The 24,756-nt window shown below is 58.8% G+C and carries 19 protein-coding genes, 1 tRNA gene and 1 other annotated feature; of the genes, 16 read left to right on the top strand and 4 right to left on the bottom strand.

Annotated features, from left to right (window positions below; translation table 11 throughout):
• The first annotated feature begins 1 nt into the window (after nucleotide 1).
• The 7 genes from RLW55_RS18195 (at nucleotide 2) to RLW55_RS18165 (ending at nucleotide 8,569) form a co-directional block, all read left to right on the top strand.
• Entirely contained in the window at nucleotides 2–676 is a 675-nt protein-coding gene (locus RLW55_RS18195) for a glutathione S-transferase family protein (RefSeq protein ID WP_423414985.1), read from the top strand.
• A gap of 17 nt (nucleotides 677–693) precedes the next feature.
• Nucleotides 694–1,239: an acetolactate synthase small subunit gene (gene ilvN, locus RLW55_RS18190; protein WP_024275653.1), complete on the top strand. Its 546-nt coding sequence runs from the start codon at nucleotides 694–696 to the stop codon at nucleotides 1,237–1,239.
• A 72-nt stretch (nucleotides 1,240–1,311) separates the two neighbouring features.
• Nucleotides 1,312–1,917, top strand: a complete 606-nt coding sequence (locus tag RLW55_RS18185; protein ID WP_423414984.1) for a LysE family translocator — start codon at nucleotides 1,312–1,314, stop codon at nucleotides 1,915–1,917.
• Nucleotides 1,918–2,150: 233 nt separating this feature from the next.
• Nucleotides 2,151–3,170 (top strand): ketol-acid reductoisomerase, encoded by a 1,020-nt coding sequence (ilvC, locus tag RLW55_RS18180; RefSeq protein ID WP_409562924.1) that lies wholly within the window; start codon nucleotides 2,151–2,153, stop codon nucleotides 3,168–3,170.
• 490 nt (nucleotides 3,171–3,660) lie between these two features.
• Nucleotides 3,661–5,820, top strand: coding sequence for a TonB-dependent siderophore receptor (locus RLW55_RS18175; protein ID WP_423414983.1), 2,160 nt, complete (start codon nucleotides 3,661–3,663; stop codon nucleotides 5,818–5,820).
• Between the two features lie 991 nt (nucleotides 5,821–6,811).
• Nucleotides 6,812–7,549: an NUDIX hydrolase gene (locus tag RLW55_RS18170; protein ID WP_423414982.1), complete on the top strand. Its 738-nt coding sequence runs from the start codon at nucleotides 6,812–6,814 to the stop codon at nucleotides 7,547–7,549.
• 108 nt (nucleotides 7,550–7,657) lie between these two features.
• Nucleotides 7,658–8,569 (top strand): PhzF family phenazine biosynthesis protein, encoded by a 912-nt coding sequence (locus RLW55_RS18165; protein WP_409562927.1) that lies wholly within the window; start codon nucleotides 7,658–7,660, stop codon nucleotides 8,567–8,569.
• Between the two features lie 150 nt (nucleotides 8,570–8,719).
• On the opposite strand, the gene RLW55_RS18160 is transcribed toward RLW55_RS18165, so the two are convergent.
• Entirely contained in the window at nucleotides 8,720–9,280 is a 561-nt protein-coding gene (locus RLW55_RS18160; RefSeq protein WP_409562928.1) for a cytochrome b, read from the bottom strand.
• A gap of 482 nt (nucleotides 9,281–9,762) precedes the next feature.
• On the opposite strand from RLW55_RS18160, the gene RLW55_RS18155 reads away from it, so the two are divergent.
• The 9 genes from RLW55_RS18155 (at nucleotide 9,763) to RLW55_RS18115 (ending at nucleotide 20,163) form a co-directional block, all read left to right on the top strand.
• Complete coding sequence (locus tag RLW55_RS18155; RefSeq protein ID WP_013947108.1) at nucleotides 9,763–11,343, top strand: 2-isopropylmalate synthase; 1,581 nt, start codon at nucleotides 9,763–9,765, stop codon at nucleotides 11,341–11,343.
• A gap of 202 nt (nucleotides 11,344–11,545) precedes the next feature.
• Nucleotides 11,546–12,586, top strand: coding sequence for a rod shape-determining protein (locus tag RLW55_RS18150; RefSeq protein ID WP_013947109.1), 1,041 nt, complete (start codon nucleotides 11,546–11,548; stop codon nucleotides 12,584–12,586).
• Nucleotides 12,587–12,626: 40 nt separating this feature from the next.
• Entirely contained in the window at nucleotides 12,627–13,553 is a 927-nt protein-coding gene (mreC, locus tag RLW55_RS18145; RefSeq protein WP_423414981.1) for a rod shape-determining protein MreC, read from the top strand.
• Entirely contained in the window at nucleotides 13,550–14,062 is a 513-nt protein-coding gene (gene mreD / locus RLW55_RS18140) for a rod shape-determining protein MreD (protein WP_423414980.1), read from the top strand. The genes mreC and mreD overlap by 4 nt, the downstream gene beginning before the upstream one ends.
• The gene (mrdA, locus tag RLW55_RS18135; RefSeq protein ID WP_423414979.1) at nucleotides 14,062–15,927 is read left to right on the top strand and encodes a penicillin-binding protein 2; all 1,866 of its coding nucleotides are present in this window, start codon (nucleotides 14,062–14,064) and stop codon (nucleotides 15,925–15,927) included. The genes mreD and mrdA overlap by 1 nt, the downstream gene beginning before the upstream one ends.
• Nucleotides 15,927–17,060 carry a rod shape-determining protein RodA gene (gene rodA, locus RLW55_RS18130; RefSeq protein WP_423414978.1) on the top strand — a complete coding sequence of 378 codons (1,134 nt, stop codon included), beginning with the start codon at nucleotides 15,927–15,929 and terminating at the stop codon, nucleotides 17,058–17,060. The genes mrdA and rodA overlap by 1 nt, the downstream gene beginning before the upstream one ends.
• A gap of 195 nt (nucleotides 17,061–17,255) precedes the next feature.
• Nucleotides 17,256–17,331, top strand: a tRNA-Lys gene (locus RLW55_RS18125).
• Between the two features lie 432 nt (nucleotides 17,332–17,763).
• Nucleotides 17,764–19,860: a glycosyltransferase gene (locus RLW55_RS18120; protein WP_423414977.1), complete on the top strand. Its 2,097-nt coding sequence runs from the start codon at nucleotides 17,764–17,766 to the stop codon at nucleotides 19,858–19,860.
• Nucleotides 19,861–19,869: 9 nt separating this feature from the next.
• A complete protein-coding gene (locus tag RLW55_RS18115; RefSeq protein WP_013947115.1) occupies nucleotides 19,870–20,163 on the top strand; it encodes a PqqD family protein in 294 nt (97 codons plus the stop codon).
• A gap of 26 nt (nucleotides 20,164–20,189) precedes the next feature.
• Here RLW55_RS18115 and RLW55_RS18110 read toward each other — a convergent pair whose 3' ends face one another.
• The 3 genes from RLW55_RS18110 to RLW55_RS18100 form a co-directional block, all read right to left on the bottom strand.
• Nucleotides 20,190–22,001, bottom strand: coding sequence for a glycosyltransferase (locus RLW55_RS18110; RefSeq protein WP_423414976.1), 1,812 nt, complete (start codon nucleotides 21,999–22,001; stop codon nucleotides 20,190–20,192).
• A gap of 54 nt (nucleotides 22,002–22,055) precedes the next feature.
• Nucleotides 22,056–22,292, bottom strand: a complete 237-nt coding sequence (locus tag RLW55_RS18105) for a hypothetical protein (RefSeq protein ID WP_024275657.1) — start codon at nucleotides 22,290–22,292, stop codon at nucleotides 22,056–22,058.
• Nucleotides 22,293–22,898: 606 nt separating this feature from the next.
• Nucleotides 22,899–24,383, bottom strand: a complete 1,485-nt coding sequence (locus RLW55_RS18100) for a SulP family inorganic anion transporter (protein ID WP_423414975.1) — start codon at nucleotides 24,381–24,383, stop codon at nucleotides 22,899–22,901.
• Nucleotides 24,384–24,415: 32 nt separating this feature from the next.
• Nucleotides 24,416–24,467: a sequence feature (sul1 is cis-regulatory element that is thought to sense ions involved in sulfur or methionine metabolism; They are found in Alphaproteobacteria), on the bottom strand.
• Between the last annotated feature and the right edge of the window lie 289 nt (nucleotides 24,468–24,756).

Raw genomic sequence — 24,756 nt, 5'->3', positions numbered from 1 at the left:
GATGTTGAAGCTCGTCATTGGCAATAAGCTCTATTCGTCGTGGTCGCTTAGGCCGTGGCTTGTGCTGTCCCACTTTGACATTCCGTTCGAGGAAGAGATCATTCCGCTGCGGACGCCGGAGAGCCGCGGGCGGATGCTGGAGTTTTCGCCCTCGGGGAAAGTCCCGGCGCTTGTCGACGGCGATGTGACTGTCTGGGAAAGCCTCGCGATCATCGAGTATCTCGCGGAGAAATTTCCGGAGTTTGCGATCTGGCCGCAGAACGGCAACGCACGGGCGCATGCACGTGCGGTTTCCAACGAGATGCACTCGGGTTTTCAGGCCTTGCGGCAAGCGTGTCCGATGCACCTCGGCGCACGCTTCGCAACGCCGCAGATCACCGAGCCGCTGCAGGCGGCGATCGATCGCGTCGAAGACATCTGGTCGGAAGCGCGCAATCGCTTCGGTGGCGGACAACCGTTCCTCTACGGAGCGTTCTCGGCGGCGGACGCCATGTATGCGCCGGTCGTCACGCGCTTCGATAGTTATCAAATTCCCGTCCGCGAAGCGACGCGAACGTATATGGATGCGGTGCTGGCGCATCTATCGTTCGCTGCCTGGCGCGACGCCGCCCTCGCCGAGCCGTGGAGCATTCCCGATTATGCTGCCGGCCACACCCTCGTTGAAAGTTTTGTTTGAGAACGCAGAGACCGACGATGTCCGAACCTTTGAAGCAGTCGCACTATCCGAGCCCCTCCCGTTCGCAGGAGATCGTGTCGCGGACACTGTCCGTCGTCGTCGACAACGAGCCGGGCGTGCTGGCGCGCGTCATCGGTCTGTTCGCTGGGCGAGGCTACAATATCGAGTCGCTGACGGTGACCGAGGTCGAGCATGAGCGGCATCTGTCGCGCATCACCATCGTGACCAACGGCACGCCGGCGGTGATCCAGCAGATCAAAACGCAGCTTGAACGCCTCGTGCCGGTGCATCGCGTACGCGATCTGACGGAAGAGGGCGCTTCGATCGAGCGCGAGCTGGCACTCGTAAAAGTCGGCGGCAAAGGCGAGAAGCGCATCGAGGCGCTGCGGCTGGCCGAGATTTTCCGGGCGAAGGTCGTCGATACGTCGACTGAGCATTTCGTTTTCGAGGTCACCGGCAAGTCCTCGAAAATCGAGACGTTCATTCAACTGATGTCGGAGCTGGGCCTCGTCGAGGTTTCCCGTACCGGCATCGCAGCGATCGGCCGTGGCGCCGCAAGCTGAGTTCTTTTCTTCGGCGGCAGTTTCCTTTCTGGATTGGGACGCGCAGCCGGTTCACCGTGCTGGTGAAGAGACATGTCTCACGAACTTTTCCTCTCACTCGTTGCGTTTGCGTTCGTATCGGCGATGACGCCGGGACCGAACAATACGATGTTGCTCGCGTCCGGTGTGAACTTCGGTTTTTTCCGAACGCGCGCGCACATTCTCGGCGTCGTAATCGGCTTTACCGTTCTGCTGCTGGCGATTGCGCTCGGCGTGGGGCGGTTGCTCGTTCTGGTTCCCGGGCTTTATTCCGTTCTTCGCATCATTAGCGTTGCTTATCTTCTCTGGCTGGCTTGGCGTATTGGAACCGCCGGCGCGACTGATCCGATCGCCAGCGAGGATGCGCGGCCTATGACCTTTCTGGAGGCGGCCTTATTTCAATGGGTCAATCCGAAAGGATGGATGGTTTGCCTTAGCATTGCAGCCAATTACATCACGCCGGATAACCTCTGGGCGGATATCGCGACGCTTGCGACCGTCATTACCATCGTGTCGACCGTTTCGGCGTCGAGCTGGGCGTTCTTCGGCACGTCGCTGCGTCCGCTTCTCAAGGATGAGCGGTCAATGCGCATTTTCAACGTCGTCATGGCCGTCGCGCTCGTCGCGTCGCTATGGCCTATCGTGAAGGAGATGATCTGAAGGTTCGAGGACGCATTTTGGCTTAATTTCGCTATGCAGCATGGGCGAAAGGCTGCGGTGAAATATCCGAGTTTCGGCCTGCCGGCAGTGTCCGCGGGCCGTTGAATCCTCGATCCGATGTCTGTAGGTTCCGCCCAGATTTCAGGGCGCCCGGTTTCACAACCATCCGGACCGCCATTGCTTTCAACCCAGCCCGAACGTCGATTTCGACCGGGGAACCCGAGAGGCCGCCCATGCGCGTCTATTACGATCGTGATGCCGACATCAACCTCATCAAATCAAAGAAGGTCGCTATTGTCGGCTATGGCAGCCAGGGCCATGCGCACGCGCTGAACCTCAAAGACTCCGGCGTGAAAGACATCGTCATCGCGCTGCGCAAGGGCTCGCCTTCGGCAAAGAAGGCAGAGCAGGCCGGTCTCAAGGTCATGGAAGTCGCGGACGCTGCGAAGTGGGCAGACGTCATCATGATGCTGACGCCCGACGAATTGCAGGCTGATATCTACAAAGAGCATCTTGAAGCCAACATGAAGAAGGGCGCAGCGATGCTGTTCGCCCACGGACTCAACGTTCACTTCAACCTGATCGAGCCGCGCGAAGACCTCGACGTCGGCATGGTTGCGCCGAAGGGTCCCGGCCACACGGTGCGCGGCGAATACCAGAAGGGCGGCGGCGTGCCGTGCCTCGTCGCGGTGCATCAGGACAAGAGCGGGAACGCGCTCGACCTGTTCCTCTCGTATGCGTCGGCGATCGGCGGCGGCCGTTCGGGCGTGATCGAGACGACCTTCAAGGAAGAATGCGAAACGGACTTGTTCGGTGAGCAGGCCGTGCTGTGCGGCGGTCTCGTCGAGATGATCCGCGCCGGTTTCGAAACGCTGGTCGAAGCGGGCTATGCGCCGGAGATGGCGTATTTCGAGTGCTTGCACGAAGTGAAGCTGATCGTCGACCTCATCTACGAGGGCGGCATCGCCAACATGAACTACTCGATCTCGAACACGGCCGAGTACGGTGAATACAAGACTGGTCCGCGGATCGTTACGCCGGAGACGAAGGCGGAGATGAAGCGCGTGCTCGCCGACATTCAGACGGGCCGTTTCGTGCGCGACTGGATGCTCGAATGCAAGGCGGGGCAGCCGAACTTCAAGGCGACGCGCCGTATCAACGACGCGCACCAGATCGAGGAAGTCGGCGCGAAGCTGCGCGGTATGATGCCTTGGATCGGCAAGAACAAGCTTGTCGATAAAGGCAAGAACTGATCCGCGACGCGCTTTGGCGCGTTTGGCGGCGGTTTCGTTCGACAGACACACGGCGGCCTTCGAGGCCGCCGTTTTTTTTGCTGTTCTGAGATCCTCATGGTCTGAGCAGGCGAGCGCCGTGCATCACAACTGTCGCTTATGTGTCACTTCGTGACGATGGAGTGCCCATGATGCGGCGATGACGGTTTGTTCTATACCGATTTGGTATATAATTGTGCGACTCCGGGGCTTGTTTTCGCGGGAGATGCACCGGCTCACGCCATAGTCTTGCAGACTACAGGATACGTATATGTCTCGATCTAAGTACGTGAGTGTTGCCGCGTCCGTCGTTTTCAGCTCCGTCGCTTCTTCATCGCCGATCTTCGCACAGACGGCGGAAACCGATCCTTTAGCCGCTGCCGGATCGCCTTCAGTCGGCACGCCTGTTAGTCCCCCTTCCGATTCGCCTCCGACCCCGGACGTGCTGCCGAGCATGGTCGTAGAGGGAAAGGTGCAGAAGAAAAAGGTTTCGAAACCCAAAGCGAAGGCCAAGCCGGTACAGGCGGTGACGACGTCACAGCCATCTGCCGCCCCAAAGCCAGCGGGCATCATCAATTCAAGAGCCGGGCGGAATACACCGTACGGCCCTGTCACAGATTATCTTGCTGCGGCTACCGAAACCGGCATGAAGACCGACACGCCGCTTAACGAAATACCGCAATCGATTTCAGTGGTGGGTGCCGAACAGATCCGGGATCAGGATGCCCAAAGCGTGCAGGACGCCTTGCGCTATGTTCCCGGCGTGGTGGCAGATGGCTACGGCCTCGATAGCCGCACCGACGGTCCCATTATCCGCGGCAGCACCGAAGTTCCCGAATATCTCGATGGCTTGCGCCGCACCTTCGGCTATTACACCTACAATTACCGGCTTGAGCCCTATTTCCTCGAACGCATTGAAGTGCTTCGAGGCCCGGCATCCGTGCTTTACGGACAAGCGGCGGTCGGCGGCATCATCAATTCCGTCTCGAAGCGACCGCAGTCTGAAACCGCAGGCGAGATCGGCGTGCAATATGGCTCGTTCGACTTCAAGCAGGTCAATTTCGATCTGACCGGACCAATGACCACGGACGGCAAGTGGTCGTATCGATTAACCGGCGTTGCGCGCGATGCTGATACCCAGGTGAAGTACGTTCCTAACGACCGGTATGCTCTGGCTCCGGCGATCAGCTACCGTCCGGATAATAACACTACGATCACGGTCATTGGCGACTTCCAGCGCGATCGCACGGGTTCGACCGCGCAATTCTTTCCGCATATCGGCACGATCTTCCCCAACGTGAATGGTAAGCGCATCACGTGGGACACGTTTGCTGGGGAGCCGGGCGATCACTACGACACCGACGCTATGGCGGGCACAGTGCTCGTCGAGCACAAGTTTAACTCGTGGCTGAAGTTGCAGCATGCCTCGCGTTACGCCGATATCCACAATGACTACAGCGCCGTCGCCGTTAATTGGGATTATCTCGATGCGGCGCAGGAGGAGCTATCGCGGTATCGCTGGATGTCGATCACCGATACTCAGGTCTTCAACCAGGATACCAACCTCGAAGCCAAGTTCGGAACCGGTCCGCTGGAGCATAAAGTGCTGGCTGGCATCGACTTCACACACTTCCATGCGACCCAGGGCTGGGACTATGCGTACGATGCGAATCCCGATTTTTCCCAGAGGCCGTTCAATATTTATCACCCGGTCTACGGAGACGCGAATTGGGTAGGAAGCAATTGTGCGGGGCAGTCGTATGCTTTTACGGCCGCGCCTAAGACACCAGCTTGCGACCGGCAGTCGGTTGTCCAGACCGGGCTCTATGGTCAGGACCAAATTCGTCTCGGTAACTGGCTCGCGGTGCTTGGTTTGCGCCACGACTGGGTGGACAACACGACAAACGGCTCAAGCCAAGCGGACGAGGCGACGACATATCGTGCCGGGCTGATGTATGAGTTTTCGAATGGCTTCACGCCATATTTCAGCTATGCGGAGTCATTCATACCGGTCGTTGGCTTTGCCCGAACAGGCGCTGCATTCAATCCGCAAGAGGGCCGCCAATATGAGGTCGGCTTCAAGTATCAGCCAGTCGGTTCATATTTTTCCATCAATAGCGCGATCTACGACATCAACGATACCGGCCGTCTGGTCGCGGACCCAATCAATCCAAACTATTCTGCTCAGATCGGCGAGGCCGAAGTCAAAGGCTTCGAAATCGAGTTGGTTGGTAGGCTGACGAAAAATCTCAAGAGCGTTCTTGGCTATTCGTATACGCAAGCTGAATACGCTGGCGATTACGAGTACGCGGGCAACCAGATCGAATCGATCCCCAAAAACGTTGCGTCGCTTTGGGCGGTCTGGGATTTCGATCAGCCTGGTCTTAAAGGCTGGTCCATGGGCGGCGGCGTTCGTTACATCGGCGCTTCGTGGGATGAAACGAACACGATACAAGTTCCGGATGTGACGCTCTTTGATGCCATGATCGCTTATGAAACCGAACATTGGCGCTGGCAGCTCAACGGCAAGAACCTCGAAAACAAGCTGTATTACAGCACGTGTCTCGCGCGTGGCGACTGCTTCATCGGCGAGGCCCGTACGATTACGACCAGCCTGACCTACAAATATTGAGTATACATCGCGGGTTTTGCCTCTTGCACGACGCGCACAAATCGAGGGAGTCGGCGCGAAGCTGCGCGGTATGCTGCCTTGGATCGGCAAGAACAAGTTTGTGGACAAGGGCAAAAACTGATCCGCCATGCGCTTGGGCGCGCAGGAAGGTTTCAAAAAAGCGCGGTGGCCATCCCGGCTGCCGCGTTTTTTGTTGTGCATTTGATTTCAGGTGAAAGTGTCATCCTGGGGCTCGGCCCAAGCGTCCGTTTCCATTGAGCGGCAAAGCTTGCGGCCGCCAGCAATTCGTCGAGCGGGCCGCGGCGTGATCTCGGGAGAGCTACCATGCGGCTGCATCCCGGCTGCGCCGCCGATGACGTTAGGTCCAAAGTACAGGGATAGAGGGAGACTGTCAGCGATAACGCGGAACCAACCCGCACTGCCGCGCTCTTGGGGAGGGTTTACGTGCGGCAGCGCGGGCGGTCCACGTCATTTCCAGCCTTGGCCCTTGCGGGCGCAGGCCGGGACTAACGCGGGCGGCAGAGGAGCGGGGACCTCTGCCGCCCGTTTCCGAATACTGCCGCATACACGGCATCTTCGGATTTGAAGGGGCTCTAACGCAGCGCGACCGCTGCGTGAGCCCGATGGAGTTTCCATCGGGCGGCAGATGATCCCATTGGCACCTCATCGCGCTCTACAACCCTGGCGCAACACCAGGATTTGAAACCGGCTCAGAGGTGCTGGGAGATCTTGACTGTCGCCCCCCAGCGACGCTGTCGTTAACGGTATATGGCTGTCGAATCTTGGCCGCGTCATGACCAAACTTGGCTCAACAAAAGGCTGACGTGAAAATCTGCGAAAAGAGTCCGGAGCCGAAATCGATCCGAATATCGGCATGTTGAGCATTTGAATTTGCACGGTGGTGGCGATTTTCGGTTTTAATCAAACCGAGACTTAATTGTGGCTGATGCGGCGGGGATTTTTCTCCGCGCTGCCTATGATGAAGGTGAGAATGCAAGATATGTCCGAAGGCGGCTTTCCGCACGAAAATGGCGTGAAAGTCGTATCGAATTGCATGCTGAAGGTGATCGACGCGCCTTGGCCATTTGCCGAAGAGTATGCAGCGGAGATCGAGGCCAATTGGGAAAAGGCGAAAGCCTTCAATTCAAATTATTTCAACGGCATCGTCTACCTGACGAAAGACGCTCGCTCTGTCGGCAGCGAAATTCACGCCACGCTCATTCGGACCGATTTCAAAAGCTATCTCTATTGGCGCGGGCAGGGATTTCCAGAATCCGGCGTTATCGACGGCTTTGGTTCGGCGCTGATTCGCTCGTCCGACGGGAATTTCATGCTGATCATGCAGCGGCCGGGGAACGTCAATCACGGATTCGCCTATCTGCCGTCGGGCTTCATCGATCAGAACGACGTTCTTCCCGATGGAACGATTGATATAGGCCGCAGCGTCGAGCGCGAGGTCGATGAGGAAATCGGGGAAGCCGGAAGCAGCTTGAAGCGCGAAGAAGGCTTCATCGTTGCGCGGGCAGGCGTACACCTGTGCTTTGCGGTGCCGTTCTATCTTCCGATGATGTCGGAAGAGTTTGTCTCGCAGGTTGCGCGCCACAATGCGACGACGGACGATCCCGAAATCGAGAGCGTCATTCCGGTCGGCCACCTCGACGATCTCGCAAATCTCAAGGTTCTTCCGCATGCGCGTGCGTTACTCGAAGCACTTTTGGTCGCGCGCTAAAGAGCTTTCGAATGGGAAAAAAGGGCTTGGCGCAGGCAAAACCTTGCCGCATGGTGCCGCCGCTCGCGCGGGGTTTGGCTGCGCAGCCGACAGCGGGGAGACCGGCGCGTGGCGCTTAACTATCACGTTCTTGATGTTTTCACGGAGCGGCCGTTCGGCGGCAATCCGGTTGCGGTGGTTCTTGGCGCCGATCATTTGAGCGCCACGGAAATGCAGACCATTGCGCGCGAGTTCAATCTCTCCGAAACGGTCTTCGTTTTGAGCTCGACGAGTCCCGGTCACACGGCGCGCATTCGCATCTTTACGCCGACGCGTGAGCTGCCGTTCGCCGGTCATCCGACGATCGGAACGGCGATCCTGTTGGCCGAGTTGCGTGCGCCGCTCGGCAACGGCCATGGCGATGCGATCATCGCGCTCGAAGAGGAAGTCGGCAGCATTCGCGTCGGCGTGCGGATGCGGGGCGGTGGGGCGTCGTTCGGCGAGTTCGACGCGCCGAAGATGACGAACCCGATCGAGTCGCTTTCCGAACCGGAGCAGATCGCGGCATCGGTCGGGCTCATTCCGGCGGAGATCGGGTTTGAAAATCACAAGCCGACGCTAATCCGTGGCGTTCCGGCGTTTGCCTACATTCCCGTCGCCAATCTCGAAGCAATGGCTAAGGTTCGCGTCGCGCCGCAACACTGGGCGCGGGCGTTCGGCGATCGAGGGATTTTGGGCGTCTACCTCTACACGCGGCAGTGCGTGCGTACGCAATCGGCGTTTCATGCGCGGATGTTCGCGCCGGACATCGGCGTGCCGGAAGATCCGGCGACGGGGTCGGCGGCTGCAAGCTTTGCCTATGTTGTCCAAGGCTTCGACGCGCTTCCCGACGGCATGCACAAACGCCCGATCGAGCAGGGCTTCGAGATGGGCCGGCCAAGCGCCATTTCGCTGACGATGTCGATTGCGCGTGGCAAGCTCGATGGCGTTCGCATTGGCGGCTACGCGGTGCGCGTGGCCGAGGGCGTGCTCAAGCTCTGAGCGCCTTGTCATCCTCGGCTTTATGCCGAGGACCATTTTGATGGGGGTGGCGATGCCCGAGGGATCCTCGGGACAAGCCCGAGGATGACAGTGATGGGCGGCGATACCTGCCATCGCAATCTCCTCTCCCCAGCGGGATAGAAGATTACATCAGCGGCTCGTCCGCACCATGCGGATCAGTGTGTTGTCCCTCAGCACGTAGTGGTGGAACAGCGCGCCAACGGCGTGGAGGCCGATTACATAGTAAAGAGCGTTGCCGATGAACTCGTGGATTTCTTCCAGATTGTGGGAGAGGGCTTTATCCTCACCGACTATTGGCGGAAGTGAAAGCCCGTAGAAGGGCACGGAGTGACCGGCCGCGCTTACCATAATCCAGCCAAGCAGAGGCATGCCGATCATTGCGGCGTATAGGATCAAATGGGTCAGGTGTGCGATGGCGGTCTGCCATACTGCCGGGCGAGGAATGATCGGCGGCGTGCCGTTGTGCGAGCGAATGCCGATGCGGATGATGACCAGCAGCAACACCGTGATGCCTAGCATCATATGAATTGAAGCAAGAAGAGCTCGTGTCTCGCTGCCCTTCGGATAGTAGCCCTTCAGTTCGATGGCGGTGAATACAGCCGCGATCAATACTGCCATGATCCAGTGCAGTGCGATCGCTGTCGGAGGGTAGCTGCTAGAGTTGACAGATGAATTTGTGGCGACGGTCACGAAAAATTCTCCACGAAACCTGTTGGACTACACCGGCATATAAGCGCTCGGGCCGAATTGAGGCTGATCAATGTTGGCAACGTTTCAAAATTGGATGGCTTGAGGTTATGAAACGGCAAAGCCGGCAAAATCCGTCTCGGCGTCCGTTTGGCGTCCCTCAGCGGCGCGACGGTAGGGCAGCTTGATTTTGGGGGGGCAGATCGGCTATTGACGCCGGACTGGACCTTTGGCCGGTTTTCTTGGATTAATTGCCGTTATGGCTTGCGCGACCGACATCGCCGTTTCTTTTGCGCCGCTTTCGAGCACGCGCGGCGGATCTTTTGCGCCCAAGCTCCTGCTTTCGCTTCTCCTTACCGGCCCCTGGGCCGCATGACGCCCGGCTGTCCGCCGGGTTGGTGCCCAGGGGATTGGACGGCCAGGACTTCGAGATTGAGAGCGATCAGTGGCGAGCCCCAGAGGTCGCCCGGCAAAGGATGAATACAATGACGTCCCCAAGCAAAGGCGCTGCGCCCGAACAGCAGCGCGATGACGACAAGATCATCATTTTTGATACAACTCTGCGCGACGGTGAGCAGTGCCCCGGCGCTACGATGACGTTCGAGGAGAAGCTGCAAGTCGCCGAGCTTCTCGATTCCATGGGTGTCGACATCATCGAAGCGGGCTTTCCGATCGCGTCGGAAGGCGACTTCGAGGCGGTGACGGAAATCGCCAAGCTTGCCAAGCAGTCGGTCATCTGTGGCCTGGCGCGAGCGAACTTCAACGACATCGATCGGGCGGGCGAAGCGATCAAGCCAGCGAAGCGTGGCCGCATTCACACCTTCATCGGCACGTCGCCGCTGCATCGCCAGCACCAACTCCAGCTCAGCCAAGAACAGGTCTATGAGCGCGTCGTCGCTTCGGTGACGCGGGCGCGCGGCTACACCGACGACGTCGAGTGGAGCGCGATGGACGCCACGCGGACCGAGCACGATTATCTGTGCCGTGTGGTCGAAGCAGCGATCAAAGCCGGTGCGACGACGATCAACATTCCCGACACTGTCGGCTACGCGCTGCCGGAGGAATATTTCGACCTCATCACGATGCTGAAGACGCGCGTTCCGGGCATGGACAAGGTTGTGATCTCGACCCATTGCCACGACGACCTCGGCCTCGCGGTGGCGAACTCGCTGGCAGGTATTCGCGCGGGTGCGCGACAGATCGAGTGCACGATCAACGGTCTCGGCGAGCGTGCAGGCAACGCGGCGCTGGAAGAGATCGTCATGGCGATCCGCACGCGCCACGATCTGCTCTCCTATCACACCGGCATCAAGTCGGAGATGCTGTCGCGGGCCTCGAAGCTCGTGTCGGCAGTCACGAATTTCCCGGTGCAGTACAACAAGGCCATCGTCGGCCGGAACGCCTTCGCGCACGAGAGCGGCATCCATCAGGATGGCGTTTTGAAAAATACCGAGACGTATGAAATCATGACGCCCGAGTCCGTCGGCGTCATGAAGTCGTCGCTCGTCATGGGCAAGCACTCGGGCCGCGCAGCGTTCAAGTCGAAGCTCAAGGAACTGGGCTACAATCTCGGCGATAACGCCATGGAAGACGCCTTCAATCGCTTCAAGGCGCTCGCCGACCGAAAAAAGCACATCTACGACGAGGACATCGAAGCGCTGGTCGATGAGGGCGTCGCGCACATGAACGATGCCGTGAAGGTGACGGCGTTGACGGTCATTGCCGGAACGATGGGACCCCAGACGGCGACGCTGACGCTCGATATCGACGGCCAGTCGAAGACGGTGCAGGCTGTCGGCAATGGACCTGTTGATGCAACTTTCAACGCCATCAAGCAACTGTTGCCGAATAACGCGCGCTTGGCACTGTATCAGGTGCACGCGGTGACGGAGGGCACGGACGCCCAAGCTGAAGTTTCGGTGCGGCTCGAAGAAGAGGGCCGGGCTGTAACGGGGCGGTCGGCCGATCCCGACACGCTCGTCGCCTCGGCGCGGGCTTACGTGGCTGCGCTTAACAAGCTCGTCGTCAAACGCCAGAAAACGGCGCAGGCACAGCAGGCGTTCTAAGTAAAAAGCCCGAATTTCGTCGGACTTTGGTCGGGGCAGCGTGCCACATTCGTAGCATGCTACCCCGCCGGCGTTTGTCTGTGTATGAACATGCCGTGACCGGTAACCATTCGGGCACTCAACTCGCCTCGATAGCGGGTGACCTTGATAAACGCCGTACGTCCCATAAGCTGGGCGACATGAAGTGGGCCGGATTCACGGGATGTTTGGTTTAGGTGTCAAAAGAGCTTTCTCCGACAGCATTGCCATCGATCTCGGCACGGCCAACACGCTCGTTTTCGTTGCCGGACGCGGTGTGATCCTGAACGAGCCGTCAGTGGTCGCCATTCGCTCGCGCGGCGGCGTTCGCGAAGTTCTGGCAGTCGGCGAGAAGGCGAAACAGATGCTTGGGCGGACGCCGGAAAGCATCGAGACGATTCGGCCGCTGCGCGATGGCGTCATCGCCGATTTCGTCGCCACGGAAGAAATGCTGCGGCAGTTCATCGGCCGCACGAAATCCCTCGTCGAGTTCATTCGGCCGCGCATTCTGATTTGCGTGCCTGCCGGCGCGACGCCCGTAGAGCGGCGGGCGGTCTATGAAACCGCGATGCTGGCGGGGGCGCGGAAGGTCTATCTGGTCGAAGAACCTGTGGCGGCGGCCATCGGCGCTGGGCTGCCGATCGACGAGCCGAAGGGCTCGATGGTCGTCGATATCGGCGGCGGTACGACGGACGTTGCAGTGCTGTCGCTGGGTGGAGTCGTGCAGGCCAGCTCGATCCGCTGCGGCGGCAACGCGATGGACGAAGCCATCGTGCGCTATGTCCGTCGCCGTCATCAACTGCTGATTGGCGAAGCGAACGCCGAGCGCATCAAGATCGAGGCAGGGTCGGCGTCGCGCGTTGTCAACGGCGAGACGGCTGAGATCGTCATTCGCGGCCGCGAGATTCGCGAGGGCAAGCCCAAGACGGTCACGCTGAGCCCGCAAGATATCGCGGAGGCGCTGGAGCCGCCGATCGAGAAAATTGCCGAGTTCATACAACACACAATCGAGGATCTTCCGCCCGAGATTTCGACCGACATTTGCGAGCGCGGCATTCACCTGTCGGGAGGCGGATCGAAGCTTGCAAAGCTCGATCAGGAACTCGAACGGCGGATCGGCGTCAAAGTTCATGTACCCGAACAGCCGGAGCAGTGTGTGATCTCCGGATCGGCCGCTATTCTGGAAGCGCTCAAGGAGCGCGAGCATCTTTTGATCAAGCCTTGAGTTTGATCGACGTTCGAATTTGAGAGCAGCGGAAACCCTTATGACGCGCCTCAAGGAAGGTCATGTTTACTTCGGGCGCGGCGATGGCACGGCGTCGCGACGGCGTTTGCGTCCGCTGCTGCTTTTGCTCGTTTTCGTTTCAACGGCATTGATGCTGCTGAGCCGGCTCGATCACAGCATGCTCGGCGATGTGCGCTGGCAGATCGCGTCGTGGATGACGCCCGTATTCAAGACCGCGATGATACCGGTCGAGCCGATCCGCGAGATGGGGCACGCGATCTCGACGCAAGTGTCGCTGCAAGACGAAGTCGACCGGCTACGGAAAGAGAACCAGAAACTCGGCAGTTGGGAGTGGCGGGCGCGCCAGCTTGAAGCGAAGCTTGCCGGTCTCGAAGCCATTGCGAAAGTTGTCCCGGAGCAGAAGCTCGATTTCATCACCAGCCGGGTGATCGCCGACTCGAGCGGGGCGTTCGTGCATAACGTCACCATCGACGCCGGGCGCGTGCGCAAAGTGAAATGCGGCTATCCGGTCGTCAATGCCGACGGGCTGATCGGACGCGTCGTCGATATCGGCCCCAATGCGGCGCGCGTTCTGCTGGCGACGGATCTCAACAGCCGCATTCCTGTGATCGTCGGACCGAAGGCGGTGCGCGCGATCATGGCGGGCGACAACAGCTCGCGACCGCGGCTGATCTACATTCCGGACGGCGCGAAGATTTCGCCAGGCGATGATGTTTCCACGTCGGGGCAGGGCGGGCTATTTCCAATCGGGCTGCGTCTCGGCGTCGTTGCTGAGGGTGCGAAGCCGCGAGTCGCACTGCGCGCCAATCTCGACAGGCTCGATTACGTCAGCGTGCTTTTCTACGATGATCCGTCCGCGCATCTGACCGACGATCTCATGGGCGGCAAGGGCGCGAGCGACGCCGCGGGGACGGTGCCGAAATCATCCGAGAGAGCGGGTCCATGAGGTGGCTGCGGTTCCTGATGCCGGTCGCTTCCGTTGCAGCGCTGACGATCGTTGCGATCCTGCCGTGGGGCCTGCCGACGGTGGATCGCTTCGTGCTCCCGCTGCTGCCTGTCGTCGCCATTTATTATTGGACGCTCGATCGCGACGCATGGCTGCCGGAATGGAGCATCTTCCTGGCAGGTCTGCTGCTCGATGTGCTGACGCAGGGGCCGCTCGGCTATTGGGCGCTCGTCTATCTCGTCGCTTATGTCATTGCGGTTTACTGCTCGCGCTTGGAGGTCGATACCACGGCTCAGAGGCTGGCGCTTTTCACCGGCGCGATCATCACCGTAACGCTCTTTGCGTGGCTTGCTGCTTCAGCGTATTTCATTGCGTTTCTCGATGCTGAACCCTATGTGCGCGGCGCTGGCGTCGCGGTGCTGGCTGCCGCTCTTATCACGCTGTTGCGCCGCGTTGCCCGATCCGCTGGAACACCTGCCCGTCCCGTTCGGCTGACGCGGGGGGACTGATGGCGGACAAGCCTGACGACGATCTGAGGCGAAAGAACCAGTTCACGCGGCGGTCGGTGCTGCTTGGCTGCGCGCAGGCGGCGGGGTTTGGGTTGATCGGCTGGCGTCTCTATGACTTGCAGGTGGCGAATGCGCGCCGCTACGCGCCGATGGCGGAAGAAAATCGCCTTAACGTGCAGGTGCTGACGCCGAAACGCGGTCGTATTCTAGATGCATTCGGACGCGTGCTGGCCGACAACGAAGAACTGTTTCGCGTGACGATCACGCCGGCGCTGGCGAAGGACGTCGGCGCCGTCCTGCAGCGCGTCGGACAGATCGTGCCGCTGACGGACGATCGTATCGCGCGGATCATTGCCCGCGCGCGCAAGCAAAACCGCAATCTGCCGACAACCGTCGCGTCGGATTTGTCATTCGATCAGGTGGCGAAGATCAACCTTTATGCGCCGAGCCTTCCCGGCATCAAGACCGATTTCGCCTGGCGCAGGCGCTATCGCGACGGTGCGGCACTGAGCCATGTCGTCGGCTTCGTCGGCAGCGTCGAGCGCTTCGGCATCGATGATGACGCCGTGATCCGCATTCCGGATATTCGCATCGGCAAGAGCGGCGCAGAGCTTGGTTTCGACGCTGATCTTCGCGGCACGGCAGGTACGCAGAAATCCGAAGTCGATGCGCGCGGGCGTGTGGTGCGGAATATCGAGACTGTCGATCCGGTTGCCGGGAGCGATCTGCATCTTACGCTCGACAGCGAATTGCAGCGGCGCGTCGTCGATCGCATGCAGCGCGATGGACTGGCTTCTGTCGTCGTGCTCGACATCGCAACGGGTGCGATCCCGATCATGGCCTCGGTGCCGGGCTTTGATCCGGCGCAAATCGCAGGCGGCATCTCGGAAGCCGATTGGACGAAGCTTTCAGCGTCGGACGACAAGCCGCTGCTCAACCGGGCGGTCGCCGGTCTTTATACGCCGGGTTCTACGTTCCTGATCGTAACGGCTTTGGCGGCGCTCGAAGCCGGCGTCGTTTCACTCGACGAGCACGTGTCATGCAGCGGTCGATACGAATATGGCGGACAAATCTTTCGTTGTTCCAATCCGAACGGCCACGGCAAGATCACCTTGCAGGAGGCCATCAGTGCGTCGTGCGAGGTGTTCTTTTGCGAGATGTCGGCGCGGCTCGGCATCAAGCGCATCGCGCATGCAGCGCGTGCGATGGGTTTGGGCGCGACGAACAACATTGGACTGCCAGACGAAAAGCCCGGCATCGTTCCGGATCGCGATTGGAAACGCGGCAATCTCAATGCTGGTTGGCTCGGCGGTGAGACGTTGCTGACAGGCATCGGCCGCGGTTATCTGCAAGTAACGCCGCTGCAACTTGCCGTCGTCGCGGCACGGATGGCGAGCGAACGCACCGTCGTTCCGGTTCTGCGCAGGCCTGACAATCCGGCGACGAGGCAAGCGGTTGCGTTTGCCGACCTGCCTTTCCGATCCGCAGATTTTGACGCGGTGCGCCGCGGCATGTCGGCCGCCGTCAACGACGCGAAGGGTTCGGCGACGGCGGCGCGTCTCGGTGGGGGTAAGGGGCCCGTTGCGGGTAAGTCAGGGGTTTCCGAGGTCGGCGCGCGTGGGACGGACAGCGCTGATCGGTCGAGACGAAATCATGCGTTGTTCGTCGGCTACGAGCCCGAGAATGCGCCGCGTTATGCGCTTGCGGCCGTCATCGAGCATGCCAGTGACGGCGCGGTAGCCGCGGTGCTAGCGCGCGATGTCCTTGCGCTTGTCATTGACCGTGACGATCACGATCGCAGCAAATCGGGTGCCGATGGCAGCGAGGTTCCGCCGTTGAGTAAGCGCGCGGAGGAGGCGGGGTAATGGAGACGATCTATACCGCGTGGAATACCGGCCAGCCGCTGCGCATCGGCGCCAAGCTGTTGCGTATCCATTGGCCCGTGATTGCCACGGTGTGTCTGCTCGCGGGAATCGGCACGGCGACGCTTTATTCGGTGTCGGGCGGCTCGTTTGTCCCGTGGGCGGAGCGGCACACGCTGCGTTTCCTCGTCATGCTCGCCGTCGTCGTCATCATGGCGACTGTGCGCCTCGAAGTCTGGATGAAGCTCGCCTATCCGGTTTATGCGGTGGCCTTGCTGACGCTGGCCCTCGTGCCGTTCGTCGGTGTCGAGGCGCTCGGCGCGAAACGTTGGATCGGGGCGGGCGCGATCTCGTTTCAACCCTCCGAGTTGATGAAGCTCGCTTTGGTGGCGGCGCTGGCGCGCTACTACATGTGGCTACCGCAGGAAGACGTGCGCCGCGTGCGTTATATTCTCATTCCTCTGGCCATGATCGGCATTCCGGTGCTGCTGACGCTGCAGCAGCCGGATCTCGGCTCGGCAGCGTTGTTTCTGGTGCTGGGGCTGTCGCTGATGTTTCTCGCAGGTGTGCCGCTGCGCTATTTCGCGCTGGGCGCGATCCTGGCCGTTGCGGCGATGCCGGCGATCTGGTCGGGCATGCACGGCTATCAGAAGCGTCGCATTGAGGTCTTTCTCAATCCAGGCATGGACCCACTCGGCGCCGGCTATCACATCATGCAGTCGAAAATCGCACTTGGCGCAGGCGGGATTGCTGGCTCGGGCTTCATGCACGGCACGCAGAGTCAGCTCGATTTCGTGCCGGAGAAGCACACGGATTTCATCGCCAGTATCATCGGCGAGGAGTGGGGTTTCACGGGCATGATGCTGCTCATCGCCATCTATGCGGCGCTCATTCTGATGATGATGCTGATGGCGCGCCGGTGCGATAACCGTTTTGCGCGCTTGGCCATCGCAGGCTCGGCGATGACGTTCTTCATATACGTCTTTATCAATCTGGCGATGGTGACGGGGCTCGTGCCGGTCGTCGGCATTCCACTGCCGCTCGTGTCTTACGGCGGCACGTCGATGACGACGCTGATGATCGGGCTCGGCATTGCCATGTCGGCCTATGTGCACGGGCGTGACGGACAGCGCTGAAAGCGGCAGACCTTGCCCGTCCGGTCGTCTGGCGGGCGGTCAAAAAGCCCTATTTTCTCAATCGCGTGGCGAATGTGAGGGAGGGGGGTGGACAGAGCCCGCCAGCGATGCTATGCGCTCCGGTCTCGGGGCCCGTTCGGGCCCCTTCGCCGTCCTTGGAGGCTCGCGCCTCCGATATGCAGGCGGTGTTGGTACGGGTGATTAGCTCAGTTGGTAGAGCAGCTGACTCTTAATCAGCGGGTCGAAGGTTCGAGTCCTTCATCACCCACCAATCAAAGATATTTCGCGTGAATTCAGCAAGCTAAGTCTTACAATTGCAGCTGATTAAAAAAATTCGCTGATTTTCTCGAGCTTAGGCGAACCGCTCCGGGTTACGAATTGTCCGTGAGGACAGGTCGCCCCTTCGAAGCGGAGCCGAACGCTTTAATCGTGCCCGCGTGTCTCGGGTCTGCTTGCTCTGTAGTCCCGCAAGCGTTCTCGCTGGAACAGGTCAATTTTGACAGCATGTTCAAGTACAGATGACTTAGACCAGCGATGTCCCCCTAGAAGCGTTGTCGGGCCTGCGGTTGTTTTGCTTGTCTGTCTCGATTGCGCACAGAATTTTCTGTAGCGGACGTAGTGTCACGGACATCCATCTTTTAGGGTAGCCGTAAGTCGGAGGTGGCGGCGAATAGTTTGTTTCGAGGTCACGGGGACAGGTGTCATGGCCGCTTTGCAGACTCAAAGTGTTTGCGGTGTCTCGGTCGTGATGCCCGTTTATAACGGTGCACGTTATCTCGACGCCGCAATCGACAGCATTCTGCGCCAGACATTTTCGGATTTTGAACTTCTTATCATCGACGACGGGTCCACGGACGGCTCGTACGAACGTCTTCTGGAATGGCAAAGGCGCGATGAGCGCACCCGTTTGATTGGTCGTCCACATCGGGGTATTGTCGCTTGTCTGAACGAGGGGCTCGCGGCTGCGCAAGGCGCGATCATCTTGCGCATGGATGCAGACGATGTGTCTTTCCCTCAACGCCTCGAGCGACAAGTCGCATTTCTGAAAGACAATCCCGGCATCGCTGTCGTGGGTTCGGCAATTCGCTTTATCGACATCGACGGAAATCCGCTTTCGACCGCCGCATATCCCACAACGCCGGATGAGGCGATGGTGGCGCTCGATCGGGGAAACGCGCCTGTAGCGCATCCCGCGATTGCGATGCGCCGCGATGCGGCACTCGCCGTTGGGGGATATCGGCCTCTCTTCGATTTTGCGGAAGATTTCGACTTGTGGCTCCGGCTCGTCGAGCACCATCAGATCAGCAATCTTCCGGACGTGCTGCTCGAGTTTCGCGTGCATGATAAGAACGTCTCGACCACGCGACGTTGGGAGCAGGCACTGGCGGCTCATATCGCCAGATTTTCTGCGAAGCGCCGACGAGCCGGGTTTCCGGACCCGGTCGAGGGCGTCTCGAATTTAAAATTGGAGCATCTTGAAGAATTGCATCTTTCGGCTGCGGAACGTTCTTCTGTTCTTGCGGATCTGGCCGAAGCCGCGCTGGTTTCGTATGAGGCTGGGAAACGGCATAGCTATCTTCTGCATGCGTTCGATAGTCTCATGGCCAAAGATGAGCTAAAATCTTCACGAGACCGCCGTTCCGCGCGAAAGCTCATCGCAGGATTGTGGATGACGAGCGCGCCATCAGATGCAGCTCGCCTTACGGCGCAGATTACGAGAAAACTCGCAACAGGGCGGGATTTGCGAGCCATGTCAAATCAGGACGCTGTCCATCGCTGGCTTCTGCACGGTTCTGATCCGACAGGGCCGCTGACAGGCGCCCCGCGGGACCTGCTGTCGGCCCAAGGGATGCAGCAGCTCGTGATTGAGGGAGACGCACACGGCGTTCTTCCTATCCTGATGGACAACATCCCTGGCCTCAAAGACAACGACGATTATGAGCTTGCCCGGAACGACGCGCTATCGAGAAGGCGCATCGGTACGACATTCTCCGCAATGCTGCGCATCCACTGCGATGCGATACTCCGTGCGGCCAAAGATCTTCCGCTGACTGTCGTTAAGGGGCAAACCTTCGCGCGAGTGCTTTACCCGAAGCCTTCTTTCCGGCAGTTCACCGATATCGATCTGCTTGTTGCGCCGGATGCTGTTCCGGCTATCAGCGAAATACTCGCAGGCCACGGATTCGTAATGGTCGAGGACGGTCATGATCCCGTACGGCTGGAAACGAAATGGCTCCATCGAGACAACGCGACGTTGATGGTCGAAGTGCACACGAACCTGGTCCATCATCCGAAGTTGAGGTCAGCTCTTTCTCTAGCTTACGAGGACATCGCCGATGGACCGGAGTCGGCCGCTGCTTTAATGACAATTGCGGCCCTCCATGGAGCGTTACATCGGTTCGAACGCCTCCGGCAAGTCGTCGATATCTGCCAAGCCGCCAGGCATCTTTCGACACATAAAGACGAAGCTCAGTTCGCGCGGATGCTGGACAAGAGCGGTGCAAGATTTGCGGCGGTCGCTGGACTGGAACTAGCTTACAGCATTTTCCGTGAACCGCGTTGCCGGGAAATCGCGCGTGAGATCGGTCCGACGAGATATACTTTTTTAGCGCGGGCACTCATTGGACGATCAGCAGTCGTCTCGACAATGAGCAGCGCTCGCTTGTATCATTCCTGGCGACGGCAGTTATTCCGGATGATGCTCATGAAAAGTCGGACCTTCCAGGGGAGGCGTAACATTTCACACCCGGAAGAGGCCTTCGACCCGGCAGACACGTTGGTGCAAAATCGTTTAGAGTGAGGGTATCTCATGCTCCATCGAACTGTTCCCAGGCAAGCCTTCGGGTTCTTTACCGAAGAGATGGACGGCGAAAGCGTTCTGTTTCGTCTCGGCAGGCCTAAGGCCATTCACCTGAACGAGACCGCCGCTTTGATCTGGAAATTGAGCGATGGTACACGGTCGGTCCAGGATCTGATTGATTTTCTGAAAGCCGAATATCCGGATGCGCAGTCCGACGTGGAGGTCGATGTCGAGCGCGCGGTCGCCGACCTGATGCGGGTAGGCGCGCTTCTTTCAACGGAAGCAAAAAGCGCAACGCCTTAGAGAACGAGAGAAGCCGGCGATGACCGCTACAGGACGGAGATTGAGAACTCGCGTTCGATGTCATCGAAAATGCGGTCGGCCGGTCCAGCGCCTAGAAGCTCGCGAAAATGTTCTTTGATCTCGGCGGTCGGTAAGCCGAGCTCGTGAAATCCAAGCATGTAGTTTCTTATCCGGTCTTCCCAGATGTTTCGGTAGGGCGTGCCCATGGGCCGCTGAAAGCGATGGAGCCATCTGAGAAAAGGCAGACAGAGCGTACGCCCTCCGCGTTGCCTGAATTTCTCGTGGATATAGCCTTCCTCACCTCCGAACCCACGGAACAGCGGATTGAAGCCGGGCCAAACAGTGCGTCGGCACGCGAATAAGCCGAGCCCTTGCATGGGAATGTCAAAAGGTGGCGCGTCCACATGGACGGCGCGCTCGTCCGTCCCCCAATAACCGTACATTCCTCCGCGCCAAGCAGGCTCGAAATGTGTCGCCAGTTTTGTTAAGTCATCATAGACGAGGGGGCCTTGGACGAGGTCGCGGGTGTCTGGATTGGTGTCGAAGTAGTCGAGGAGCTTGGCGATCGCGCCCGGCTCGAGGAATACATGACAGTCCATGCACATGACAAACTTGCCGGTTGCTTCTTCGAATACCGCATCCCTGATGGCGGTTCCGGCGCGCGTGTTCGAAGGGACGTAGCGATAGTTTGAAATATGCGTCTCGAGCAGCTTCAGAGATTCCGAGCAGGGGCCGTCCGGGTGATTGTCAACGACCAGAAAGTCCGTCCGGTCGAGGATTTCCGGATGATACATCCGTAGAGCCTGCAGAGAAAAATAGACCCCGTCATAGTCGTCATAGGTCGCCATCCCGATCGTCAGCTTGCGCGGCTCCTTGCGCGGTGTCGGCGCTGGAATGGGGAAAGTCTTTTCCTTGTGGGCCGGTTCGGCGGCTGCGCCTTCGCGTCTTGGAAAAATAGACAGGAAGCGTCGCTTTTGATCGGCATTTTGATTGCCCTCGAGAAGCAGCTTGGCCAACTCGTCGACTGTTCCGTCGAGCTGGCCAAATTCGCCGTAGCGCAGACCTATAGCCGGAGCTTTCCGTGCTAGTTGCGCGATGGCTCGGAATCCTCCGTCGGGGAGATTGCGGGCATTGAGATTGCATCCAACCAAGCGTGCCAGTGTTTCTGCTGAACTCAGGCTATGGATTTTAAGATCGGATCCCCGCTTGAACTCGGGGAAGATGATAAGCCCGCATTGACTTCTTTCCGTCGGCGATCTGGTCGCCGACTGAGGTCGCATCAGCGTGTGTTCACCGGCTGCCAACGTGATCTCGTTCCGAAAGTTCGGAAACTCCGCGACGCGTTCGGCCGCGCCGGGTTTGAGAACGAGTGCTCGCGGAAATCCCAATAACTTTGCGGTGTCGTCGGTTAAGAGGACGACTTCGTCTGTGAGGTAGTCGAAGCCACGTGCCGAAAACCAAGAAGTCAGGGACGATTTGCCGGCGCCGCTCTCACCGGCCAACAAAATCGCTTTATCGCGCCAGGCTACGGCACCGGCGTGAAGCGCGACCGCGCTTGCCAGGTCCGTCACGAGATCACGGACAACTGCTTCCATCACGAACGTGAAAAGATCGCCTTCGGTCAGGTCCGAGACGGTCTCCGCATTCCTGCTGCTCAGGGAAAAGAGCCCGTCGTCTTGCACAGAAATATCGATAGTACACGCGCGAGCTGATGGCTCGCCCGTGAGGTTATCTTTGAAGATCCATTTGACGGTCGAAGAGATCGCAGGGACACAACGGACCCCGACGATCTGATCATGCAGCTTGACCCATAAGGTCTTTGAAGCAACGGCATCCATAACCGCACCGCAGAACTAAAACTCATGGCATTTCGTTCAGAGGGCCCAGCCGCGTTACGGTATCGGCGCCGCTGTTGTCGTCGTCGTCACTGTTGTTGTTGGAGTGGGTGTGGTTGTTGGAGCGGCTGTCGTCGTCGCAGGTGCAGACGCTGCTGCGTGGGCCGGGACGATCACGCTGTTGACCAGCGGTTTGGTCCATTTCGAGGGCATCATGATGGTCGCGAGAACGCCACCAATGAGCACTGTTCGCATAACCTGTCGTCGATCAAATTTCTTGTCTTCGCTGTCCATAATGGCCCCGCGTTTTTGCCCAAAAAATTTCGACATTAAAAATGCATTACGAGTTGATAAATTATAGCCGATTCCGAAGGTATAAATGTTGCGTAAACTCTACTTTCCACATTTTTTGGATCGACCGGCCGTCAGAAACAAAGGTGCTATAGCCTAAGAGCGAGGGCTTATAGCCGCTTTGGTGCTCTGGGCTTTGTAAACGTGCGGCACCCGTGATCACTCTTGACGCCCGCTGACTTCTCTTGACGATATCGAAGTGCAAAACCCAATTGAATTCGATCGAAATCGCGTTGTCTCTTAATCAGCGGGTCGAAGGTTCGAGTCCTTCATCACCCACCAAATCTCAGAAAACCCGAAGAGATTTTCGCGGTCGGTTTTGCATTTCCAGCTGACCGTGAAATTCCAGCGAAGCTTCCCGCACAATTTCCAGATTTCTAGTCCACTGCAAACGCAGTCATGTGCAATGCGGTGGCGGTGGTCGCGCTTGCCACTTTGCTTGCGCATCACTTGGAACGCCACTCGGATGCCAAGTCAAAAAGTTTAAGTGTCGAGGCGTGGCCACGAATTTCGAGAACGACAGGACCGAAATGGGAAAGACCGCGCAAATCAGTGTGGCGTCAACCCCATCTCGACACCAGTCTTGTCGAACAGCGCAAACTTGTCCAACAGGTCGGCACTGGCCTGATTATTTCCAATTACCTCTACTTCCCGGCCATCGCGACGAAGGCGAGCGACGATTTTGTCCAGGGCACCAACCCCTGAGATGTCCCAGAAATGAGCCGCCGAGACGTCTATCGTTATCTTCGTGGCTTCTCGCTCGCTTTGGAACGCATGTGCAAAGCGATCAACCGAAGCGAAGAAGATCTGTCCTGTAACGTAGTAGGTGGCGGATCGCCCGTCCGGCGTTTCTCTGCGTTCCACCCGGAACATGCGCCTCACTTTTCCGGCGAAGAATATTCCGGACAGCAGAACGCCGACGATCACACCTTTCGCGAGATCATGCGTCGCGACGACGACAACCACCGTGCTTACCATGACGATCGACGAGGTCAGCGGATGGCGGCGCAAATTCGGAAGGGAATTCCAGCTGAACGTGCCGATTGAAACCATGATCATAACGGCGACCAGAGCAGGCATCGGAATTCGTCCGACGAGGGGGCCGAGGATTGCAAGCAGAAATAGAAGAAATGCGCCAGCCGTAAAGGTCGACAGACGTCCACGCCCACCTGACGTTACGTTGATCACCGACTGTCCGATCATCGCGCAACCCGCCATGCCACCAAATAAGGCCGCAACGATGTTCGCGCCTCCCTGCCCCGCGCACTCGCGGCGCTTGTCGCTCTCGGTGCCGGTCATGTCGTCAACGATCTGAGCTGTGAGCATGGATTCGAGGAGCCCCACCGCCGCCATTGTCAGCGAATACGGCAAGATAATACGAAGTGTCTCGAGCGTGAGGGGCACATGAGGGAATGCGAATGAAGGGAGGCCTTCTGGAAGCTTGCCCATGCCTCCTACCGTGTTCACAGGTGCGTCCGTGGCGATGCTAAACGCCGTCAGCACAATGATAGCAACGAGCGGCGACGGTACCGTCTTCGTCCAACGCTGCAAGCCATAGATGATGGCAAGACCAGCGGCCACCATCGCATATGTCTGCCAGCCGACATCAGTCAGCTGCGGCAGTTGGGCCGTAAAGATCAGGATAGCGAGTGCATTCACAAAGCCCGTGATTACAGACCGCGAAACAAACTGCATCAACAGATCAAGCCGAAGCAGTCCTGCGGCGATCTGGAGCAATCCCATTAGGACCGTCGCCGCGAACAGATATTCGACGCCGCGTTCGCGTACGAGGGGAATCACAACGACCGCGACTGCCGCTGTTGCAGCGGATATCATCGCAGGACGACCGCCGGTAAAAGCGACGACGATGGCAATTGAGACGGACGCGTATAGTCCAATCTTTGGATCAACGCCGGCTATGATAGAAAAACCTATGGCTTCGGGAATAAGCGCGAGCGCGACTACGATGCCTGCCAGAATGTCGGCACGGGGCTGCGCCAGCCACTCTCTGGCCAACGCGTTTAAAGATGACATTAGAACCTAATTTGGTGTAGCGCAGAAAGGCGCGTTATCCCGGGGATAGGCGCCGGGCCAAGCCACCCGGAGGTCGGGTCCATCGAAGACATCTATTTCGCAAACGCTGCTATGTGACGCAATAGGTCCGCCCTAGGATTGAATGTCGCGGCCATTGGCGGGGTGAAGCTCAATCGACGTGCTTAGTGCCGACCTTAGATGAAGACCATTGACGACAATGAAGTGTAAAACCCTATCGATTTCATTGGAAATTGGGTTGTCTTTTAATCAGCGGGTCGAAGGTTCGAGTCCTTCATCACCCACCATATGAATTGGGCATCCTGCTTTTAGATCACGAGTGGCAGGGGCCCAATTCTTCCTTGGCGCGGTTACC

The sequence above is a fragment of the Hyphomicrobium sp. B1 genome (assembly GCF_049532635.1).
Lineage (GTDB): Bacteria > Pseudomonadota > Alphaproteobacteria > Rhizobiales > Hyphomicrobiaceae > Hyphomicrobium_B.
This window is presented reverse-complemented; position numbering and strand designations above follow the sequence as displayed.

Coding starts and splice junctions, on each gene's coding strand:
- mreC (WP_423414981.1), top strand. CDS start 12,627: ATGACGCGCCTCAAGGAAGGTCATGTTTACTTCGGGCGCGGCGATGGC.
- RLW55_RS18170 (WP_423414982.1), top strand. CDS start 6,812: ATGCAAGATATGTCCGAAGGCGGCTTTCCGCACGAAAATGGCGTGAAA.
- mreD (WP_423414980.1), top strand. CDS start 13,550: ATGAGGTGGCTGCGGTTCCTGATGCCGGTCGCTTCCGTTGCAGCGCTG.
- RLW55_RS18110 (WP_423414976.1), bottom strand. CDS start 22,001: ATGGATGCCGTTGCTTCAAAGACCTTATGGGTCAAGCTGCATGATCAG.
- ilvN (WP_024275653.1), top strand. CDS start 694: ATGTCCGAACCTTTGAAGCAGTCGCACTATCCGAGCCCCTCCCGTTCG.
- RLW55_RS18185 (WP_423414984.1), top strand. CDS start 1,312: ATGTCTCACGAACTTTTCCTCTCACTCGTTGCGTTTGCGTTCGTATCG.
- RLW55_RS18100 (WP_423414975.1), bottom strand. CDS start 24,383: ATGTCATCTTTAAACGCGTTGGCCAGAGAGTGGCTGGCGCAGCCCCGT.
- RLW55_RS18115 (WP_013947115.1), top strand. CDS start 19,870: ATGCTCCATCGAACTGTTCCCAGGCAAGCCTTCGGGTTCTTTACCGAA.
- rodA (WP_423414978.1), top strand. CDS start 15,927: ATGGAGACGATCTATACCGCGTGGAATACCGGCCAGCCGCTGCGCATC.
- RLW55_RS18120 (WP_423414977.1), top strand. CDS start 17,764: ATGGCCGCTTTGCAGACTCAAAGTGTTTGCGGTGTCTCGGTCGTGATG.
- RLW55_RS18105 (WP_024275657.1), bottom strand. CDS start 22,292: ATGGACAGCGAAGACAAGAAATTTGATCGACGACAGGTTATGCGAACA.
- RLW55_RS18195 (WP_423414985.1), top strand. CDS start 2: ATGTTGAAGCTCGTCATTGGCAATAAGCTCTATTCGTCGTGGTCGCTT.
- ilvC (WP_409562924.1), top strand. CDS start 2,151: ATGCGCGTCTATTACGATCGTGATGCCGACATCAACCTCATCAAATCA.
- RLW55_RS18150 (WP_013947109.1), top strand. CDS start 11,546: ATGTTTGGTTTAGGTGTCAAAAGAGCTTTCTCCGACAGCATTGCCATC.
- RLW55_RS18155 (WP_013947108.1), top strand. CDS start 9,763: ATGACGTCCCCAAGCAAAGGCGCTGCGCCCGAACAGCAGCGCGATGAC.
- mrdA (WP_423414979.1), top strand. CDS start 14,062: ATGGCGGACAAGCCTGACGACGATCTGAGGCGAAAGAACCAGTTCACG.